General features: G+C 70.2%; 14 protein-coding genes. 1 reads left to right on the top strand and 13 read right to left on the bottom strand.

Annotated features, from left to right (window positions below; translation table 11 throughout):
• Positions 1 to 125 precede the first annotated feature (125 nt).
• From nagE to MBR110_RS03765, 10 genes are all read right to left on the bottom strand, one after another.
• Positions 126 to 1,901, bottom strand: coding sequence for an N-acetylglucosamine-specific PTS transporter subunit IIBC (gene nagE / locus MBR110_RS03810; RefSeq protein ID WP_059738944.1), 1,776 nt, complete (start codon positions 1,899 to 1,901; stop codon positions 126 to 128).
• A gap of 88 nt (positions 1,902 to 1,989) precedes the next feature.
• Positions 1,990 to 4,602, bottom strand: coding sequence for a phosphoenolpyruvate--protein phosphotransferase (gene ptsP, locus MBR110_RS03805; RefSeq protein WP_059475374.1), 2,613 nt, complete (start codon positions 4,600 to 4,602; stop codon positions 1,990 to 1,992).
• A 15-nt stretch (positions 4,603 to 4,617) separates the two neighbouring features.
• Complete coding sequence (locus MBR110_RS03800; RefSeq protein ID WP_014723683.1) at positions 4,618 to 5,625, bottom strand: SIS domain-containing protein; 1,008 nt, start codon at positions 5,623 to 5,625, stop codon at positions 4,618 to 4,620.
• Positions 5,618 to 6,721: an N-acetylglucosamine-6-phosphate deacetylase gene (gene nagA / locus MBR110_RS03795; protein WP_011886086.1), complete on the bottom strand. Its 1,104-nt coding sequence runs from the start codon at positions 6,719 to 6,721 to the stop codon at positions 5,618 to 5,620. The genes MBR110_RS03800 and nagA overlap by 8 nt, the downstream gene beginning before the upstream one ends.
• 134 nt (positions 6,722 to 6,855) lie before the next feature.
• Positions 6,856 to 7,590 carry a GntR family transcriptional regulator gene (locus tag MBR110_RS03790; protein WP_176000002.1) on the bottom strand — a complete coding sequence of 245 codons (735 nt, stop codon included), beginning with the start codon at positions 7,588 to 7,590 and terminating at the stop codon, positions 6,856 to 6,858.
• Positions 7,591 to 7,977: 387 nt separating this feature from the next.
• The gene (locus MBR110_RS03785; protein WP_011886088.1) at positions 7,978 to 11,193 is read right to left on the bottom strand and encodes an error-prone DNA polymerase; all 3,216 of its coding nucleotides are present in this window, start codon (positions 11,191 to 11,193) and stop codon (positions 7,978 to 7,980) included.
• A 6-nt stretch (positions 11,194 to 11,199) separates the two neighbouring features.
• Entirely contained in the window at positions 11,200 to 12,687 is a 1,488-nt protein-coding gene (locus MBR110_RS03780; protein WP_034192548.1) for a Y-family DNA polymerase, read from the bottom strand.
• The gene (gene imuA, locus MBR110_RS03775) at positions 12,620 to 13,327 is read right to left on the bottom strand and encodes a translesion DNA synthesis-associated protein ImuA (protein WP_059605924.1); all 708 of its coding nucleotides are present in this window, start codon (positions 13,325 to 13,327) and stop codon (positions 12,620 to 12,622) included. Before imuA ends, MBR110_RS03780 begins: the two co-directional genes overlap by 68 nt.
• Positions 13,328 to 13,531: 204 nt before the next feature.
• Positions 13,532 to 14,347 carry a MetQ/NlpA family ABC transporter substrate-binding protein gene (locus MBR110_RS03770; protein WP_011886091.1) on the bottom strand — a complete coding sequence of 272 codons (816 nt, stop codon included), beginning with the start codon at positions 14,345 to 14,347 and terminating at the stop codon, positions 13,532 to 13,534.
• A gap of 184 nt (positions 14,348 to 14,531) precedes the next feature.
• Entirely contained in the window at positions 14,532 to 16,100 is a 1,569-nt protein-coding gene (locus tag MBR110_RS03765) for a methyl-accepting chemotaxis protein (RefSeq protein WP_045578760.1), read from the bottom strand.
• Between the two features lie 200 nt (positions 16,101 to 16,300).
• Here MBR110_RS03765 and MBR110_RS03760 point away from each other — a divergent pair, with 200 nt between their 5' ends.
• Positions 16,301 to 16,591, top strand: coding sequence for a YciI family protein (locus MBR110_RS03760; RefSeq protein ID WP_011886093.1), 291 nt, complete (start codon positions 16,301 to 16,303; stop codon positions 16,589 to 16,591).
• 161 nt (positions 16,592 to 16,752) lie between these two features.
• Here MBR110_RS03760 and MBR110_RS03755 read toward each other — a convergent pair whose 3' ends face one another.
• From MBR110_RS03755 to MBR110_RS03745, 3 genes are read right to left on the bottom strand one after another with little or no spacing between them, the layout of a single operon-like run.
• Positions 16,753 to 17,370 carry an SCO family protein gene (locus tag MBR110_RS03755; RefSeq protein WP_014723689.1) on the bottom strand — a complete coding sequence of 206 codons (618 nt, stop codon included), beginning with the start codon at positions 17,368 to 17,370 and terminating at the stop codon, positions 16,753 to 16,755.
• A gap of 18 nt (positions 17,371 to 17,388) precedes the next feature.
• Positions 17,389 to 18,291 (bottom strand): heme o synthase, encoded by a 903-nt coding sequence (cyoE, locus tag MBR110_RS03750; RefSeq protein ID WP_011886095.1) that lies wholly within the window; start codon positions 18,289 to 18,291, stop codon positions 17,389 to 17,391.
• Positions 18,292 to 18,299: 8 nt separating this feature from the next.
• Positions 18,300 to 19,412 (bottom strand): COX15/CtaA family protein, encoded by a 1,113-nt coding sequence (locus tag MBR110_RS03745; protein ID WP_014723690.1) that lies wholly within the window; start codon positions 19,410 to 19,412, stop codon positions 18,300 to 18,302.
• Between the last annotated feature and the right edge of the window lie 20 nt (positions 19,413 to 19,432).

The following is a 19,432-nucleotide window of genomic DNA, read 5'->3' as shown; positions in this document are numbered from 1 at the left end:
AACACTGAGCAATGGCACCACCCCCCAAGTAAAAACGGCTTGCGCCCCATCGGTCGCAAGCCGTTTTCGTACTGGGGCCAGCAGCCGGCCCGCTGCGGCAACGCAGACGGACCGGCAGCGTCGCGTCAGGCCGGTTGCGCGGCCGCGCCGCCCCCGGTCGACGGCAGGCGTGCGCCGAGCTGCTGCGCATAGCGCGCGGCCGCATTGCCGCAGACGATGTGGAACGTGTCCGGCGACACCCATGCGGCGTCGAGCGTGCCGAGCCGTTCGCGATCGACGGCCGATGCGTCGCGCACGACCACGCGCAGCCGCGTGGTCGCGATCGCGTCGAGCGCTGCGACGTTGGTCGCGCCGCCGAACACCGCGAGCCAGCGCAGCGGATCGGGATCGAGCGGCCCGGCCGCCGCGCCCGTGACCGCTTGCGCCGTCGATTGCGCGGCCGCGGCCGGCGCTGCGGCTGCGGCCCCAGCCGTACCGCTGCCGATCACCGCCCGCATCTCGTCGGCGATGATGTCGGCCTCCGGCCCGATGATCACCTGCACGCTGTTGCCGCCGCGCTTGAGCACGCCGCGCGCGCCGATCGCCTTGAGCTCCGGCTCCGACACCTTGTCCGGATCGACGACACTCAGGCGCAGACGCGTCGTGCAGGCGTCGACGACCGTCAGGTTGCCCGCACCGCCGAGCGCGGCGATGTAGCGCTGCGCACGCGGGGCGGCCGCAACCGCGCCGCCGGCCGGTGCGACGAAGCCGCCCGACGCGTACGATTCGGCCGCCGCATCTGCGCTGGCCGGCTCGCGGCCGGGCGTCGCCATGTTGAACTTGCGGATGAAGAAGCGGAACAGCCCGTAGTACGCGACGCCGTACGCGATGCCGAGCGGAATCGCGATCCAGCCCTTCGTCGACAGCCCGTAGTTCAGCACGTAGTCGATCGCGCCGGCCGAGAACGTGAAGCCGAGCTTCACGCCGAGGATCTGGCAAATCGCGAGCGACAGCCCGGTCAGCACCGCGTGGATCACGTACAGCACCGGCGCGAGGAACATGAAACTGAACTCGATCGGCTCGGTCACGCCGGTCAGGAACGACGTGAGCGCCATCGAGAACAGCAGGCCGCCGACCATCGCGCGGCGCTCCTTCGGCGCTTCGTGCAGCATCGCGAGACACGCGGCCGGCAGGCCGAACATCATGATCGGGAAGAAGCCGGCCATGAAGGTGCCCGCGGTCGGATCGCCCGCGAAGAAGCGGTGCAGGTCGCCGTGCACGATCTCGCCACCGGCCGGCGGCGTGAAGTTGCCGAACACGAACCACGCGAGCGAGTTGATGATGTGGTGCAGGCCCGTGACGAGCAGCAAGCGGTTCAGGAAGCCGAACACGAACGCGCCGATCGCACCCGCGGTCGTCAGCCATTGCCCGGCCGCGTCGATCGCATGCTGGATCGGCTGCCACACATAGCCGAACACGATGCCGAGCACCACGCACGCGAGCCCCGTGATGATGGGCACGAAGCGCTTGCCGCCGAAGAAGGCGAGGTAGTCGGGCAGCTTGATGTCCTTGTAGCGGTTGTACAGCAAGCCCGCCACCACGCCCGCGATGATCCCGGACAGCACGCCCATGTTCAGCTTGGGATCGATGTCCTTCATGATCGCGGTTTCGATCAGATAGCCGATCGCGCCCGCGAGCGCCGCGACGCCGTTGTTGTCCTTCGCGAAGCCGACCGCCACGCCGATCGCGAACAGCAGCGGCAGGTTGTCGAAGATCGCCCCGCCGGCGTCGGCGATCATCTTGATGTTGAACACGTCCGGCTGGCCGAGGCGCAGCAGGATGCCGGCGACCGGCAACACCGCGATCGGCAGCATCAGGGCGCGGCCCAGCCCCTGTATCTTCAGAAACGGATTCCCGTCCATTCAGTCCTCCAGTCCATTGTCTCGTCGTGAAGCGTCGTTGACCTAATTGCTTTCGTGGTGATACGGGACGCGCGCCCGCCGTCGACGTTCAGTCGAGCGGCCAGACCTCGCGGCTTGCTGCCCTTACCGCCTGTGCCGAGTCGAGTGCGAGCAGATCCTGCGCACGCTGGCGACACAGCTGGTAATCGAGACGGCGCACGCGCGCCTTGATGCCCGGCACCGCCACCGGGTCGACCGACAGCTCGGTCACGCCGAGGCCGACGAGGATCGGCACCGCGAGCGGATCGCCGCCGAGCGCGCCGCACACGCCGACCCACTTGCCATGCTTCGCCGCACCGCGCACCGCGATGTCGATCAGGCGCAGCACGGCCGGATGCAGGCCGTCGGACTGCGCGGCGAGGTCGGCCTGGCAGCGGTCCATCGCGAGCGTGTACTGCGTGAGGTCGTTGGTGCCGATCGACAGGAAATCCGCGTGCCGTGCGAGTTGATCGGCAAGCAGCGCCGCCGACGGCACCTCGATCATCACGCCGACCTCGATCGGCTCGGTGCGACCCTGCGCCCGCGCGAATTCGTCGATGCGCGCGCGCAGCCGCACGAGTTCGCCCGCGTCGGTGACCATCGGCAGCAGGATGCGCACCGCGCCGAACGGCTTCACCGCGAGCAGACCCTGCAGCTGATCGTCGAGCAGATCGGGGCGCACCTGCGCGAGCCGGATGCCGCGCAGGCCGAGCGCCGGATTCGGCTCCGGCGGCAGCGTCAGATAGTCGACTTCCTTGTCCGCGCCGACGTCGAGCGTGCGGATGATCGCGGTGCGGCCCTGCAGCGCGTCGACGATCGACTGGTAGCTCTGCCGGTGCTCGACGACGCTCGGCGCGGTTTGACGATGGATGAACATCAGCTCGGTGCGCAGCAGCCCGATCGAATCGGCGCCGTTGTCGAGCGCGGTGTTCGCGTCGTCGAGCGTCGCGATGTTCGCGGCGACTTCGATCGCGCGGCCGTCGGCCGTCGCGGCGGCTTCGCGCGCATGTTGGCGGTTCGCTTCGCGCACGCCGTCGAGGCGCTCGCGTTCGTGGCGCGCACGCTCGACGTCGACCGCGCTCGGCGCATGTTCGAGCCGGCCCGCGCTCGCGTCCACGACGACCTGCGTGCCGTCCGGAATCGCGTACAGCGCATCGCCGACCGCGACGAGCGCCGGGATGCCGAGCTGGCGCGCGATGATCGCCGCATGCGAGGTCGCGCCGCCGCGCGCCATCACGAGCGCGGTCACGCGTTCGCGATCGAGCGACGACAGGTCCGACGGCGTGAACTCCTCGGCGGCGAGCACGGCCTCGTCGGGCAGCGCGCGCGTCGCGCCGCTCGTGTGACCGAGCGCGCGCAGCACGCGCTTCTCGATGTCGCGCAGATCGGCCGCGCGCTCGGCGAGCAGCGCGTCGTCGAGCCGCGACAGCGTGTCGATCTGCGCGCGGATCGTCGCGCGCCACGCGAAGCCGGCGCTCTTGCCGAGGCTGATCTGGTCGCGCGCCGCGTCGACCAGCGTCGGATCCTCCAGCAGCACGCGATGCACCGCGAAAATGCCGGCCTCGCCCACCGCGCCGCGCGCGGACGCGTTGCGCACCGTTTCGCCGAGTTCGGCGTCGACCGCCTTCAGCGCCTGGTCGAGGCGGCGGCTTTCCGACGCGGGCGTGCCGCTCGCCGGTTCGGGCGGCACGATGTCGGCATCGTCGAGCCGCACCAGCGTGCCGACCGCGATGCCGGGCGCCGCACATACGCCCGCGAGCGTGTTCGGATCGAGGGGCGCACCGGCGCGCGCCGCGCCGTCGTCGTGCCGCAGCGTCGGCGGCGCCGGCGAGCGCAGCCGTGCCGGCGTCTCTTCCACTTCGCCGTGCGCTTCGCGCAGCAGCTCGCGCGCGACCGCGTCGACGGCCTGCTGCGCATGCGCGCCGCGGCCGATCAGCTCGACCGTCGCGCCTTCGCCGGCGCCGAGGCCGAGCAGGCCCACGACGCTCGCGATCGACGCGTGGCGGCCGTCGAACTGCACGTCGACCGTCGCGTCGAAACCGCGCACGGATTCGCGCGCCCGCGCGGCCGGGCGCGCATGCAGGCCGCCCGGCTGCGTGAGCACGATCTGGCGGCGCACTTCGTGCGCCGAAGTCGCGGTCGCGGTCGCATGAGCGGCCTGCGTGGCCTGCCCGGCCGCTGCGCCGTTGGCGCGCAGCGTCAGCAGCGGCGTCTCGCCGGCCGTCGCGAAGCCGCTCGCGCGCTCGACGACGTCGAATGCATCCGAGTTCGCGATCGCGATCACCGACACGAGCGAATGCGCGCTGCGTGCGACCACGTCCTGATCGAACTCGATCAGCAGGTCGCCCGGCGCGACGTGCGCGCCGTCCTCGACGCGTGCGGTGAAGCCCTGCCCGTTCAGCTCGACGGTGTCGATGCCGATGTGCAGCAGCACTTGCGCGCCTTGCGGCGTCGTGATCGTCACCGCATGGCCGGTACGCGCCAGATGCGACACGACGCCGGCGCATGGCGCGACGAGCCGGCCCGCGAGCGGGTCGATGCCGATGCCGTCGCCGAACATCCCGCCGGCAAACACCGGATCGGGCACATCGGCCAGCGCGACGATCGGCCCGCTCAGCGGGGCGAGCAGGACGATCTGATCTTGGGCGGAACTCTTCAACTGGGACTCCTCGGCGCGTCTCATCGGCTGTCTCGGCTATCAGTGCGTTTCGGTGACTTTGTTCAGGTGACGCGGCGTGTCGGGATTGCGACCGCGCGCGACGGCGAGCTCGGCCGCCATCACGTAGAACGACAGAATGGCGGCGATCGGATCGAGCGCCGCATGGGCGGACTGCGCGAGCGGCAGGTTCGCGCCCGGCGTGCCGGCGGGCGCAGCGAGCAGCACCGCCGCGCCGCGTGCGCGCATGTCCTGCGCGAGCTGCAGCAGCCCGGCCTGCTCCGGCCCCGGCGGCGCGAACACGAGCAGCGGATAGTCGCGCTCGATCAGCTCCATCGGGCCGTGCCGGACTTCGGCGCTCGAAAATGCCTCGGCCTGGATGCCCGAGGTTTCCTTCAGCTTCAGCGCGGCTTCCTGCGCGATCGCGAGGCCAAGGCCGCGGCCGATCACGATCATCCGCTCGATGCCCGAAAGCGCGGCCACCGCCGCCGACCAGTCGAGCCGGCCCGCTTGCGCGAGCACGTCGGGCAGGCCGCGCAACGCGGTGACCAGCGCGGCGTCGCGCTGCCAGAACGCGACGATCTGCGCGGACAGCGACAGCATCGCGATATAGCTCTTGGTCGCGGCGACCGACAGCTCGGGGCCGGCCAGCAGCGGCAACTGGTGCTCGCACGCATCGGCGAGCGGCGACGGCAGCACGTTGACCGCGGCGACGGTCCGCGCGCCGGCTTCGCGCAGCGCGGCCATCGTGTTGACGAGATCGGGGCTCTGGCCCGACTGGGAAAACGCGAGCGCGAGCTGGTCGTGCACCTTCAGCGGCGCCTGCTGCAAGGTCGCGACCGACATCGGCAGCGACGCGACCGGCACGCCGAGGCGGCTCATCGTCAGGCTCGCGAAATAGCTGGCGGCGTGATCCGAGCTGCCGCGCGCGACCGTCAGCGCGACGGCCGGCGGGTGATCGAGCAGCTGGCCGGCGAGCGCCTCGACGCGCGCGGTATCGGCGAGCTGCGCGGCGACGACCTGGGCGGCCTCGCGTGCTTCCTTAAGCATATTCGACAATCGATTCTCCTTCGACGTAGGTCGCGGTGAGGTTCAGGTCGCGATCGAATACCGCGAGGTCGGCCCATGCGCCGCGCTCGAGGCGGCCGCGGTCCGCGATGCCGAGGTAGTCGGCCGCGTAGCGCGACATGCGGTTCGACACGTCGGCGATCGGCAGGCCGAGCGACACGAGGTTGCGCAGCGCCTGATCCATCGTCAGCGTGCTGCCCGCGAGCGTGCCGTCGGCGAGCCGCACGCCGCCGAGGCACTTGGTCACGTGCTGGCTGCCGAGCCGGTATTCGCCGTCGGGCATGCCGGTGGCCGACGTGCTGTCGGTCACCACGTACAGGCGCGGGATCGCGCGCAGCGCCGCGCGGATCGCGCCGGGATGCACGTGCAGCAGGTCGGGGATGATTTCCGCGTACTCGGCATGCGCGAGCGCCGCGCCGACGAGGCCGGGGTTGCGGTGATGCAGCGGCGACATCGCGTTGAACAGATGCGTGAAGCCGCACGCGCCGTGCTTGAGCGCGGTGACCGCGTCGTCGTACGTCGCGAGCGAGTGGCCGAGCTGCACGCGCACGCCGCGCGCGGCCATCTCGCCGATGATCTCGATGTGGCCGGCGATCTCCGGGGCAAGCGTGACCACGCGGATCGGCGCGATCGACAGGTATTTCAGCACTTCGTCGAGCACGGCCGACACGGCCGCGTCCGGTTGCGCGCCGAGCTTGCCGGGGTTGATGTACGGCCCTTCGAGATGCACGCCGAGCACGCGTGCGCCGCCCGGCGTGCGCGCGCGCGCGGCGGTGCCGAGGTTCGCGACGACTTCCATCAGCTCGTCGCGCGGCGCGGTCATCGTGGTGGCGAGCAGGCTCGTCGTGCCGAACTGCGCGTGGGTGCGCGCGATCGTCTCGATCGCGTCGCCGCCTTCCATCACGTCGGCGCCGCCGCCGCCGTGCACGTGCAGATCGATGAAGCCGGGCAGGATGTACGGCGCGTCGTTGTTGGCCGGGTCGGCGGGCGTGCCGTCGACCATCGTGATGCGGCCGTTCTCGCTGTCGAGCGAGCCGTGAATCCAGCCGTCGGGGGTGAGGATGTTGCCAGTCAGCATGACGTTTCTCTTGATGATCCGGTGACGCGGAGCGCCGCGTCGCGATGTGCCAGTTCGTTGGGATGCGTTGCGCGCGATTGCGTTCCGTTGCGTTGCATTGCGTTCCAGTCGTGTGGCGCGCGCAGTCTCGCGCGTCAGCGTTTCAGTTCGGCGACGAAGTCGTAATAGTCGTCGCGGCAATACGATTCGGTCACTTCGAGCGCGCGCTGATCGGCGCCATAGCCGATCCGCCTGATCACGAGCAGCGCCGCGCCCGGCTTCACGCCCATCCATTTCGCGATCTCGTGCGTCGCGTTGGCCGCGCGAAAGTGCTGCAGCGCGCGCACGACGCTCGACCCGCGCGCCGCCAGATAGTCGTACAGCGATGCGCCGAGCGCCTGCGGATCGGGCAGCACCGCGGCCGGCAGCGTCGAGTGCTCGACGGCCATCACGGTGCCGTCCGCGCGGCGCAGCCGCTCGAGCCGCGCAACCGTCGCGCCCGGCGCGAGCCCCAGATGCGCGATTTCGTCGCGACTCGCGACGCGCAGCGTGCGCGCGAGCCACACCGAATCGGGGATGAAGCCGCGCTGCCGCATCTTCTCGGTGAAGCCGACGAGCCGCGACAGCGGATCGGCGACGCGCGGCGTGATGAAGCTGCCCGCCCCGCGCACCCGCCGGATCAGCCCCTGCTCGACCAGCAGCGCGAGCGCGCGGCGCGCCGTGATGCGCGATACGCCGACCGTGTCCGACAGCAGCCGCTCCGACGGCAGCGCCTCGCCCGCGCGCCACGCGCCGGCGTGGATCGCGCTCGCCAGATTGCGGGCGAGCTGCAGATACAGCGGCGTGTCGTCGAGGGGATCGGGCGCCAGTTCGGAGCAGCCGGTTTCCATATGCCTCCGCGGGTCGGACGACGGCCGTCGAGCCGTCGAAAGTGAACGCATTATATAACCACCATAATACCAGTCAACGAACTGGTATTAGACGTGTGGAAATCGCGGGAAGCCTTGTCCGACAAGCGGTTTAGTCGCAAGAAGTCCTTTGTTTACAAGGTGATGCGGGATAGGGATTTACCCGGAGTGGTATGCAAAGGGACGGGTTGCAGCCTCGCTTCGGCGTGCGCAACGAGGCAGAATCGATACCGAAATAGAACCAGTTAGGGCCACTGGTATGCATGCGACCGAGCGGGGTGCGGGTGAGCCGGGATGACCGGTGTATGGATGAGCGTTTCGCGGTGAGCGGTGAGCGGCAATCGACACGCCCCGCCCTCTGTCGCGCCCTCAGTGAAATTCCCGGCTCGACGTGCGCAGGCCGCCGAGCAGCGGCGTCAGATCCTCGAAATGCTGCGCGACGAGGTGCCTCACGTCGCTGACGACCTGCCACACGCCCGACGCAGCGAGCAGCCGCGAGTCAAGCGTTTCGCGCCGCTGCCGGGCGAGCAGCTCGGGCCGCACGATCACGTTCACGCAGCCCGTTTCGTCTTCGAGCGTCATGAACATCACGCCCTTCGCGGTGCCCGGCATCTGCCGCGCGATCACGAGCCCGCACGCGCGCGCGAGCCGGCCGTCGGGACGGTCGCGCAGCTCGGCCGCGGACGACAGCCGCTGCGCGCGCAACGCGGGCCGCAGCAGCGCGACCGGATGGCGGTTCAGCGTCAGGCCGATGGTGTGATAGTCGGCGAGGATGTCGTCGGCTTCGGACGGCGCGCCGAGCGCCGGCTGCTCCGTTTCGTCGATCGGCGCGGCGGCGAGCAGGTCGCGCTCGGGCGCCGCGGCGACGGCCTGCCACAATGCGTCGCGGCGATGGCCGGCGAGCGCCGCCAGCGCGTTCGCGGCGGCGAGCGCCTCGAGATCGCGCCGCTCGAGCTGCGCGCGGCGCGCGAGCGCGTCGACGCTGTCGAACGGGCCGGCCGCGCGCGCGGCCTCGATGCGCCGCGCGGCCGCCTCGCCGAGCCCGCGCACGAGCGCCAGGCCGAGCCGCACCGCCGGCTGGCCGTGTGGCGGCGGCTGACCGGGCAGCGCTTCGAGCGACGTCTCCCAGCCGCTTTGCGTGACGTCGGCCGGCAGCACCTGCACGCCGTGGCGCTTCGCGTCCTGCACGAGCTGCGCGGGCGCATAGAAACCCATCGGCTGGCTGTTCAGCAGCGCCGCGACGAAGATCGCGGGCTCGTGGCACTTGAGCCAGCTGCTCGCATACGCGAGTTTCGCGAAGCTCGCCGCGTGGCTTTCGGGGAAGCCGTATTCGCCGAAGCCCTTGATCTGCTCGAAGATCTGCTCGGCGAATTCGCGGGTGTAATTGCGCGCGAGCATCCCTTCGACGATCTTGTCGTGATACTTCTCAAGATTGCCCTTGCGCTTCCACGCGGCCATCGCGCGCCGCAGCTCGTCGGCCTCGCCCGGCGTGAAGCCCGCCGCGACGATCGCGATCTGCATCACCTGCTCCTGGAAGATCGGCACGCCGAGAGTGCGCTCGAGCACCTCCTTGAGCGCGTCGCTCGGATAGGTGACCTTGCCTTGCTCCTCGCCGGACATGATCCGGCGCCGCTTCAGGTACGGATGCACGGCGCCGCCCTGGATCGGCCCGGGCCGCACGATCGACACCTGGACGACGAGGTCGTAGTAGTTGCGCGGCTTCAGCCGCGGCAGCATCGACATCTGCGCGCGCGACTCGATCTGGAACACGCCCACCGTATCGGCCCGGCAGATCATGTCGTAAGTCGCCTCGTCGTCCTGCGGGACGTGCTTCATCGTGAACGGCTCGCCGTCCGGCTGCGGGCCGCGCCACGCGGTGCGCAGGTCGAAGGCGCGATGCAGCGCCGACAGCATGCCGAGCGCGAGCACGTCGACCTTCATCAGGCCGAGCGCTTCGAGATCGTCCTTGTCCCACTGGATCACGCGCCGCCCGTCCATCGCCGCGTTCTCGACCGGCACGAGCCGCGTGAGCTTGCCGCGGCTGATCACGAAGCCGCCCGAGTGCTGCGACAGGTGGCGCGGAAAGTTCAGCAGCCGCGCGGCGAGCGTGGCCCACGTGGCGATCAGCGGCGTGGCCGGATCGAGCCCGGTCGACGCGAACTGCTTCAGCAGATCGCGGCTGCCGTCGAACCAGCGGTGCGCCTTCGCGACGCGGTCGACCAGCATCGGATCGACGCCGAGCGCCTTGCCGGTTTCGCGCAGCACGCCGCGCGGGCGGTAGGTCGAGACGGCGGCGGCGATCGCCGCGCGATCCTTGCCGTACTTCCGGTAGATGTGCTGAATCACCTCTTCGCGGCGCTGGTGCTCGAAGTCGACGTCGATGTCGGGCGGCTCGCCGCGCTTCTCGCTGATGAAGCGCTCGAACAGCATCGTGCTCTGATCGGGATCGACCTCGGTGATGCCGAGGCAATAGCAGACGACCGAATTCGCAGCCGAGCCGCGGCCCTGGCACAGGATGTTCCGGCTGCGCGCGAATTTGACGATGTCGTAGACGGTCAGGAAGAACGGCTCGTAGCTCAGCTTCGCGATCAGGTCGAGCTCATGGCGGATCAGCTTCGCGACCTTCTCCGGCACCCCGCGCGGATAACGCGCGCGCGCGCCGGCGAGGGTTTCCTGTTCCAGATAGCGCGTCGGCGTGAGCCCCGCCGGCACGATCTCGTCGGGATACTCGTAGCGCAGCGAGCCGAGCTCGAAATCGCACGCGTCGAGAATCTCGCAGGTTTGCGCTATCTCGTCCGGCGAGTACAGCTGCCCGATGCGCTGCCGCGACCGCAGGTGCTGCTCGGCATTCGGCGCCAGCGCGTAGCCGCACTCGGCCACCGGCATGCCGACGCGGATCGCCGTCATCACGTCCTGCAACGGCTTGCACGAGCGCCGGTGCATCGTCACGTCGCCGAGCGCGACGACGGGCACGCCGCGCCGCTCGCCGGCCGCGCGGATCTCCTCGCGCTGCGCGCCGTCGAGCGCGCGCTGCAACTGCACGAGCCCGAGCCGCGCGCGCTCGCCGAAGGTCGCGCGAAACCATGCGACCTGCGCATCGAGCACGTCGGCGCGCACCGGATACACGGGCACGAGGATCGCGAAACAGTCGGGCATGCCGCGCAGGTGTGCGAATGCCGCAGGCGGCGCCGACAGCATCCGCGACGTCAGCGTGTAGGTGCCCTTCGGCGCCGCCATGCGCCGCCAGGAAATCAGCTCGGCAAGATTGCCGTAGCCCTCGCGGTTCTGCGCGAGCAGCACGAGCCCGAAGGCGCCGGGCCCCGGATCGTGGCCCGGCGCGACCTCATCGGGCGTGACGGCGAAATACGCGCCGACGACGAGCGGCAGCCCCTGCGCCTGCGCGGCGACATGCATGCGCGGCGCGCCGGCCAGCGAGCATTCGTCGGTGATCGCGAGGCCGCGATAGCCGAGCTCCGCCGCGCGCGCGACGAGCTCCTCCGCATGCGACGCGCCATGCAGGAACGAGAAGTTCGAGCGGCAGAACAACTCCGCGTAGTCGGGCAGCCAGGTGATTTGCGCGGCCATCGTCGCTCACCCGAACAGGCCGTGCAGGAACCAGCGCGGCTCGGCCGCGCTTTCGGAACGCTCGAGGAACACCCAGTAGCACGCACCCGCTTCGTCCTGCGCGACGTGGTAGTCGCGCGCCACGTGCTGCCCGTCGAACCAGCCGCCTTCGATCCGCTCGGCCGACGACATCATCCTGAGCGGCGTATGGAATACCGGCCGCTCGCCGCGCATCAGCAGCGGCAACGGCTCGGCCAGCAGCCATGCGGGACGCGGCGGCGCGTCGGGCGGCCCGGCCGCGGCCTTGCCCGCCTGCGCGTCGAGCGGCAGCCAGCGGTTGGCGGCCTCCGGACGGTGATCGGCGACGCGCGCCGCGCGCAGCACGTTGTCCGCGCCGAGCCGCGCCGACAGCAGCTCGAACAGCCGCGCGCGCGTCTCGCGCGTGCCGCCCGGCTCCGGAAACAGATCGTCGGCCGGCGGCGCGACCGATTCGACGCGCGTGGCCTTCAGCCGCACCGCGATCACCGCGGCCGGCAGCTCGACGCGCGCGAGCCGCTCGCCGAGCAGCCGCATGAAGTGCGCTTCGTCGCGCACGGGCGCGGCGAACGCGAGCTCCAGCGCGGTCGGCGGCACGGCCTGGCGGCCGCGCTCGTGCTCGAGATCGAACGTCATCGCAGCGAGCGACAGCTGGCGCGCGGCCAGCCAGCCGCAGAGCTGCACCACGAGCCGCTGCGCGGCGAACAGCACGGCTTGCGCGTATTCGACGCGCTCCGGCAGCTCGAGCCGCACGTCGAAGACGGGCGGCACCGTCATCCATGCGAGCGGCTCGAGCGCATCGCCGTACGCGCGATCGAGCGCCGCGAGCAGCGCGGGCCCGCAGCGGCGCTGCAGCCCGGCGCGCGGCAGCGCGCGCAGATCGGCGAGCGTGCGGCAGCCGAGCCCGTCGAGCCAGCCCGCATACGGACGCGCATCCGGCAGCAGCACGCACGGCAACCGATCGAGCGTGCGGCCGAGCGAAGCCGGTCGCGCCACGCGGCGCCGCACCCGCGCACGCGCCGACGTGCGCGCGAGCAGCCACGCGCCGCGCCCGGTCGGCGCGGCCGACAGGTGCGCCGCATAGCCGAGCGCCGCGAGCGTCGCGCGCACCTGGCGGCACAGCGACGGCAAGCCGCCGAACAGCCGCAGGCTCGGGCCGACGTCGACGATCAGCGTCGCTTCGTCGTCGAGCGCGACGCACGGCGAGAAGCGCAGCAACGCGAGCGCGACGGCGCGCAGCGCGTCGGCCTCGCGCGCCGGATCGCGCTCGACGAGCCGCGTGCCGGGCGCGAGCGTCAGCACGCCGCCGCGCTTCATGCCCGCGCGCACGCCGTGCCGGCGCGCGGGCGCGTCGGCAATCAGCACGACGCCCTGCTCGAGCACCGCGCAGCCGGCCGCGCCGGCTTCTGCGTCAGACGGCGGCGGGGCGCACACGTCGAGCGGCAGGCGCGGCAGATGGATGCCGAGCAAGACGCGCATAGCGGCTCTCCACGATGGGCGACGGCAATTCGAGCGCGAGCGGTTCGCTGCGCGCGGGCCCGCGACGCTTGACGATGTCGAGCGACACGCCGCCCGGCACCGGATGCAGCGCGACGCGCAGCACGGCCGGCGACGGCTGCCGCACGGCCGACAGCGCGCGCAGCATCACGAACAGCGTGTCGCCGGTGCGCGCGGCCGCCAGATGCAAGCGCCGCAGTGCATCGGGCCGCGCGTCCTGCCACAGCAGCAGCGCTCCGCAGCAGCCCGTCTTGAGCGCCTGCTCGGCGGCCCACAACGCGTCGGTACGGCTGCCCGCGCGCAGCCATAGCAGCGCATCGGACGGCACGCCGAGGGCGGCCAGCGCGCTCGCATGCGGCGCATGGGGCGGCGCGACCAGCGCGAGCGGACGCCGCGCGCTGACCGACTGCGCGAACGCGGGCGCGAGCAGGCGCATCTCGCCGCAGCCCGGCTGCGCGGCCAGCAGCTCGACGAGTGCGCCGACCGGCCAGCCGCCGCCCGGCAGCTCGGCGGACAGCGACGCGAAGCCCGTGTCGATCGTGCGCGGGCCGCCGCGCGCGAGCTGCGAGCCGCGCCACAGCGACGGATGAAGGGATTCGGGAGAAATGGAGGATGCGAGCATGACGCCACCCACAACTGTATGGATATACAGTATATGGCAATGCGCCCGCGTCGCACAGTCTCGGCACGAAACCGGCCTTTCGTCAGATGAACGTGCCCGTGGCCGCACGCGCCGCCAGCGGCCACGGGCCAGCGCCCGCCCCAATGAAAAAGGGCCTGCGCGCGGCAGGCCCTTCGGGTCGGCAATCGGACCGGTGTGCGGCGTTCAGAACGACGCGACCATCGAGCCCTTGAACTGCTTCTTGATGAATTCGCGCACTTCCGGCGACTGGTACGCGCTGACCAGCTTCTTCACCCACGGCTGGTCCTTGTCCTTCGCGCGCACGGCGATCAGGTTCGCATACGGGCTCGTCAGCGATTCGAGCGCGATCGCGTCCTTGGTCGGCTGCAGGTTCGCGGCGAGCGCGTAGTTCGTGTTGATCACGGCCGCGTCGACGTCCGACAGCACGCGCGGCAGTTGCGCGGCGTCGAGCTCGGAGATCTTCAGCTTCTTCGGGTTCTCGGCGATGTCGAGCACCGTCGCGTTGTTGCCGCCCGTGCCGGCGCCGGCCTTCAGCTTGATCACGCCTTGCGTCTGCAGCAGCAGCAGCGCGCGGTTCTCGTTCGACGGATCGTTCGGCACCGCGAGCTTCGCGCCTTGCGGCAGATCCTTCAGCGCCTTGAACTTCTTCGAATACACGCCGATCGGCGAGATGTAGGTCAGGCCCGCGCTGACGATCTTGTAGCCGCGCTGCTTCACCTGGCTGTCGAGGTAGGGCTGGTGCTGGAAGCTGTTCGCATCGAGGTCGCCCGCGTCGAGCGCCGCGTTCGGCTGCACGTAGTCGTTGAACTCGATGACCTTCACGTTCAGGCCTTGCTTCTCCTTCGCGACCTTCTGCACGACCTGCCACACCTGCGCATCCGGGCCGGCGACCGTACCGACCTTGATCACCTTGTCTTCGGCGTGGGCGCCCGCCGACAGCGTCAGCGCGGCACCGGTGGCCACCACGGAAAATACCTTCAGGAGACTGCGACGCTTCATCTGTTTCTCACTTCGTTGCTAACTGAAATAGGGGCGCGATACGGGTATCCCCGGACTCGCAGGAAGGGGCAAATGGTGTCACAGGATCGCGCGGAAGTGAAATACATCCCGCTCATATATGTATGCACCTCAACGGGGCCGACGAACGACCGCCGCCACGGCCACCGGCCGCCGGCCAGATGAGTCAGCGCGCGCCGCCGGCCGCCTCGGCGACGCGGAACGCGCCGATCGCCTCGCGCAGCCGCCCGGCCTGCTCCTGCAGCGACGCGGCGGCGGCCGCGGCCTCCTCGACGAGCGCCGCGTTCTGCTGCGTCACCTGGTCCATCTGCGTGACGGCGCGCCCGACCTGCGTGATGCCGCTTGCCTGCTCCTCCGACGCGGCCGCGATCTCGCCCATGATGTCGGTCACACGCGCGACGGCCTGCAGGATCTCCCCCATCGTCGTGCCGGCCTGGCCGACCAGCGCCGAGCCGTTACGCACGCGCTCGACCGAATCGACGATCAGCGCGCGGATCTCCTTCGCGGCCGTCGCGCTGCGCTGCGCGAGCGAGCGCACCTCGCCCGCGACCACCGCGAAGCCGCGTCCCTGCTCGCCCGCGCGGGCCGCCTCGACCGCCGCGTTCAGCGCGAGGATGTTGGTCTGGAACGCAATGCCCTCGATCACGCCGATGATGTCGGCGATCTTGCGCGAACTGTCGTCGATCTGCCCCATCGTGCCGATCACGCGGCTCACGACGTCGTGGCCGGTGCGCGCGATCTCCGACGCGTTGTTCGCGAGCCCGCTCGCCTGCCGCGCGTTGTCGGCGTTCTGCTTCACCGTCGCGGTCAACTGCTCCATGCTCGCGGCCGTTTCCTCGAGCGACGCGGCCTGCTCCTCGGTGCGCTGCGACAGGTCGTTGTTGCCCGACGCGATCTCGCGGCTCGCCGACGCGATCGACTCCGCCGACTGACGAATCCCGCCGATCGTCGCCTGCAGGCGCGCCTGCATGTCGCGCATCGCGGCCATCATGCTGGTGCGGTCGTCCGCGCGCACCGGCACCGGCTGCGTGAGGTCGCCCTGCGCGATGCGGGCCGCCAGCGCGGCCGCTTCGTCCGGCTCGCCGCCCAGGCTGCCGCGCACGTTGCGGATGATCACGAGCATCGCCGCGCTGATCACGAAGCCGATCACCAGCACGACCGCGAGGTGGCCGAACAGCGTGCGGTAGTAGACGGTATCGATGTCCTTCAGGAACACGCCGCTCGAGATGTTCCAGTCCCACGGCGCGAAGCGCGTCACGTAGCTGATCTTCGGCACCGCGGTCTCGCTGTGCGGCAGTCGCCCGCGATACTCGGCGAAGCCGCTGCCGGTCGCCTTCGCGGCGTTCAGGATCGTGACGAACAGCGGCTTGCCGTCCGGATCGAGATAATCGCCGACCTGCGTGCCGACCAGTTTCGGCAACGTCGGGTGCATCAGCACGACCGGCTTCGAATCCATCACGAACACGTAGCCCGACTCGCCGTAGCGCATCGCGGCGAGGCTCGCGAGCGCGTCGCGCTTCGCGTCGGCCTCGGGCAGCGTGCCGCTCTGCGCGAGCGCGTGATACGCGGCCACGATGCCGGCCGCCGAATCGACGAGATTCGCGATGCCTTGCTTGCGTTCGGCGAGCATCGTCGCGCGCGTCTCGTATGCGCTCCATGCGCCTACGCCCAGCAGACCGATCCATACCAGCGCAAGCGCGAGCCACAGCTTGCGGTTCAAACTCATTCTGCTCATCTACGTGCCTTGTTGTCGAAGTCATGCCCCGCTGCGCGCCGACGGCCAGCCGCGCGCAAACGGTTGCGTACGTATTTACGGCAGCGACGCTTACGACTTGAATACAACCGGCCGGCGCACGGCACGACACCGGTGCGCGCCTGTGCTACAAAGACCGGCTGGCCGGCGCGCAGCGCGCCGGCGCCATTCCGGGATCATCCATGTACGTCATCGACATCCAGTACCACGCGTCGCTCGAGCGCATCGACGATGCACTCGAACGCCATCGCGCGTATCTGCAGCCGCTGTTCGAGCGCGGCATCTTCATCGCGGCGGGGCCGAAGGTGCCGCGCGAAGGCGGCGTGATTCTCGCCGCGCGCATCGACCGCGACGAACTCGACGCGATTCTCGCCACCGATCCGTTCGTGACCGAAGGGCTCGCGACCTATCGCGTCACCGAATTCCGGATCACGCGCGCCGCGCAGGGTTTCAACGTGCCGGCGCTGCCGTGACCGACGCGGCGGCGCATGAACGCACGCGCGCACGACGTGCGCACGCGCATCGTGCATCGCGATCGGACAGGAAAGAGGGAAGCAGGCGTGACGGCGGCGCCGTCACGCGTCGCGCCGGGCAGCGGCCCGCGCGCTGAGGCGCCGAGGCGGCTTGGCGCCGCTCAGTCGACCAGCAGTTTCAGGTCGTGGACCCACGGGCCGGGGCCCTGGCCGTCGCGCACGAACAGGCGCAGCTTGCCGTCGCGATCGAACACGTAGCTCGCGGCGGTGTGATCCATCGTGTAGCTGCCGGGCGTCTTGCCGGGCACCTTCGCGTAGTACACGCGGAAGTCCTTCGTGACCTTCTTGAGCTGCGCTTCGTCGGCCGGCCGCAGCCCGATGAACGACGGATCGAACGCGGGCACGTACTGGCCGAGCAGCGCCGGCGTGTCGCGCTCCGGATCGACGGTGACGAACAGCACCTGCACCCGCTTCGCCGCATCGGGGCCCAGCTGCTTCAGCGCCTCGGACAGCTCGGCCATCGTGGTCGGGCACACGTCCGGACAGTGCGTATAGCCGAAGAACATCACGACCGCGCGGCCCTTGAAGTCGGCGAGCGTGCGCACCTTGCCGGCGGTGTCGGGCAGCGAGAAGTCGGTGCCGAACTGCGTATTGCCGGTGATGTCGAGATTCTGGAATTTCGGCGCGTTGTCGCAACCGGCGAGCAGCGTCGCGGCGGCGAACGCGCACGCGAGCAGCCAGCCTTGGCGCGCGCGGCGCCCGAACCGTGAATGGAGCATTGCGTTCAAACCGTGCAGTTACACGCCGAGCAACGGGCGCGCATAGTGATCGACGAGCAGCGCGGCGAACAGCAGCGACAGGTAGACGATCGAGTAGCGGAACGCCTTGCGGGCGAGCGCATCCGAATAGTCGCGGTAGATCTTCCACGCATACGCGAGGAACACCGCGCCGAGCAGCACCGCGCTCGTCAGGTAGACGGCGCCGCTCATGCCGGAAATGAACGGCATCAGCGTGACGGCGAACAGGATCACCGTGTACAGCAGGATGTGCAGCCGCGTGTATTGCTCGCCGTGCGTGACCGGCAGCATCGGCAGCCCCGCGTTTTCGTAATCCTTGCGGCGATAGAGCGCGAGCACCCAGAAATGCGGCGGCGTCCACACGAAGATGATCAGCACGAGAATCCACGCGTCGCCCGGCACCGCGCCGGTGACCGCGGCCCAGCCGAGCGCCGGCGGCATCGCGCCCGACGCGCCGCCGATCACGATGTTCTGCGGCGTCATCGGCTTGAGCAGCAGCGTGTAGATCACCGCGTAGCCGACGAACGTCGCGATCGTCAGCCACATCGTCAGCGGGTTCGTGAACGTGTAGAGCGTCCATGCGCCGATGCTGCCGAGCACGGCCGAGAACAGCAGGATCTGCGGCGTCGTGATCTCGCCGCGCGCGGACGGCCGCCACGCGGTACGGCGCATCATCGCGTCGATCTTCTGCTCGACCAGACAATTGATCGCGAACGCGGCGCCGGCCAGCAGCCAGATGCCGACCGTACCGCCGATCAGCACGCGCCACGGCACCATGCCCGGCGTCGCGAGGAACATGCCGATCACCGCGCAGAACACCGCGAGCTGCGTGACACGCGGCTTCGTCAGCGCCATGTACTGCGAAAACCGGCTACCGGGCGATTGGGAGAGGATGCTTTGCATGGGGGCGGTCACGCCGGGGCGGCGTCGCGCGCGGGCTGCACGACACGGCCGGGGCGGCTTGAAAGGATGCGAAAGTTTAACATGACGACGAGCAGCAGCAGGATCGCGGCGCCGCCGTTGTGCGCGACGGCGACCGGCAGCGGCCACTGCAGCACGATGTTGGTCAGGCCCGTCAGAAACTGCAGCAGCACGACCAGCAGCACGCCGTTCGCCGGCCGCCGCAGCGACTCGAAGCGGCGCATCTTCAGCGCGAACGCGACCAGATACGCGACGACGACGAACGCGAACGTGCGGTGCGTCCAGTGGATCGCGACCAGCGCGTCCTGCGTGATCGCGTCGCCGTCCTTCGTCATCCCGAGCGCGCGCCACAGATGGAAGCCCTGGCCGAAATTCATCGGCGGAATCCACTGGCCGTTGCAGGTCGGGAAGTCGGTGCACGCGAGCACCGCGTAGTTCGTGCTCACCCAGCCGCCGAGCGCGATCTGCACGACCAGCAACACCAGCGCGGCGAGTGCGGCGGCGCGGTAGCGGCCGGCCTCCGGATCATGCGCGGGCAGCGGCGTCTGCCGCGCCGCGAGCCAGCCGAGCGTGCCGAGCAGCGCGAGGCCGAGCAGCAGATGGGTCGTGACGATCACCGGCTGCAGCTTCATCGTGACGGTCCACGCGCCGAACGCGCCCTGCACGACGATCAGCAGCAGCAGGCTCGTCGGCCACCACGGCGACACCGACAGCGGGCGGCGGCGCAGCCGCGCCGACCACGCGATCACCACCTGCGCGATGATCAGCACGCCGATCGCCATCGCGAAATAGCGGTGGATCATCTCGATCCACGCCTTCGACATGCTGACGGGGCCGCTCGGCATCGCCTGGTGGGCGGCCGTGATCGCCGCGTGCGCGATGAACGGCGACGACGTGCCGTAGCAGCCCGGCCAGTCGGGGCAGCCGAGGCCCGAATCGGTGAGACGCGTGAAGCCGCCGAACATCACGAGGTCCAGCGTCATGAAGGTGGTGACCCACACCAGCTTGCGGAACTTGTCGTCGTCGGCCTTCACCCACACGTACGACAGCGGCAGCAGCGCGATGCACAGGCCGATCAGGCCGAGTTGCAGTAGATACGACATCGAATGTGTGCCTCGTTGTG

Origin of the sequence: Burkholderia sp. MBR-1 (assembly GCF_013822785.1) — a bacterium.
GTDB lineage: Bacteria > Pseudomonadota > Gammaproteobacteria > Burkholderiales > Burkholderiaceae > Burkholderia > Burkholderia vietnamiensis.
This window is presented reverse-complemented; position numbering and strand designations above follow the sequence as displayed.

Coding starts and splice junctions, on each gene's coding strand:
- nagE (WP_059738944.1), bottom strand. CDS start 1,901: ATGGACGGGAATCCGTTTCTGAAGATACAGGGGCTGGGCCGCGCCCTG.
- ptsP (WP_059475374.1), bottom strand. CDS start 4,602: ATGAGACGCGCCGAGGAGTCCCAGTTGAAGAGTTCCGCCCAAGATCAG.
- cyoE (WP_011886095.1), bottom strand. CDS start 18,291: ATGCAAAGCATCCTCTCCCAATCGCCCGGTAGCCGGTTTTCGCAGTAC.
- MBR110_RS03785 (WP_011886088.1), bottom strand. CDS start 11,193: ATGGCCGCGCAAATCACCTGGCTGCCCGACTACGCGGAGTTGTTCTGC.
- MBR110_RS03765 (WP_045578760.1), bottom strand. CDS start 16,100: ATGAGCAGAATGAGTTTGAACCGCAAGCTGTGGCTCGCGCTTGCGCTG.
- MBR110_RS03755 (WP_014723689.1), bottom strand. CDS start 17,370: ATGCTCCATTCACGGTTCGGGCGCCGCGCGCGCCAAGGCTGGCTGCTC.
- nagA (WP_011886086.1), bottom strand. CDS start 6,721: ATGCTGACTGGCAACATCCTCACCCCCGACGGCTGGATTCACGGCTCG.
- imuA (WP_059605924.1), bottom strand. CDS start 13,327: ATGCTCGCATCCTCCATTTCTCCCGAATCCCTTCATCCGTCGCTGTGG.
- MBR110_RS03760 (WP_011886093.1), top strand. CDS start 16,301: ATGTACGTCATCGACATCCAGTACCACGCGTCGCTCGAGCGCATCGAC.
- MBR110_RS03800 (WP_014723683.1), bottom strand. CDS start 5,625: ATGCTTAAGGAAGCACGCGAGGCCGCCCAGGTCGTCGCCGCGCAGCTC.
- MBR110_RS03770 (WP_011886091.1), bottom strand. CDS start 14,347: ATGAAGCGTCGCAGTCTCCTGAAGGTATTTTCCGTGGTGGCCACCGGT.
- MBR110_RS03780 (WP_034192548.1), bottom strand. CDS start 12,687: ATGCGCGTCTTGCTCGGCATCCATCTGCCGCGCCTGCCGCTCGACGTG.
- MBR110_RS03745 (WP_014723690.1), bottom strand. CDS start 19,412: ATGTCGTATCTACTGCAACTCGGCCTGATCGGCCTGTGCATCGCGCTG.
- MBR110_RS03790 (WP_176000002.1), bottom strand. CDS start 7,590: ATGGAAACCGGCTGCTCCGAACTGGCGCCCGATCCCCTCGACGACACG.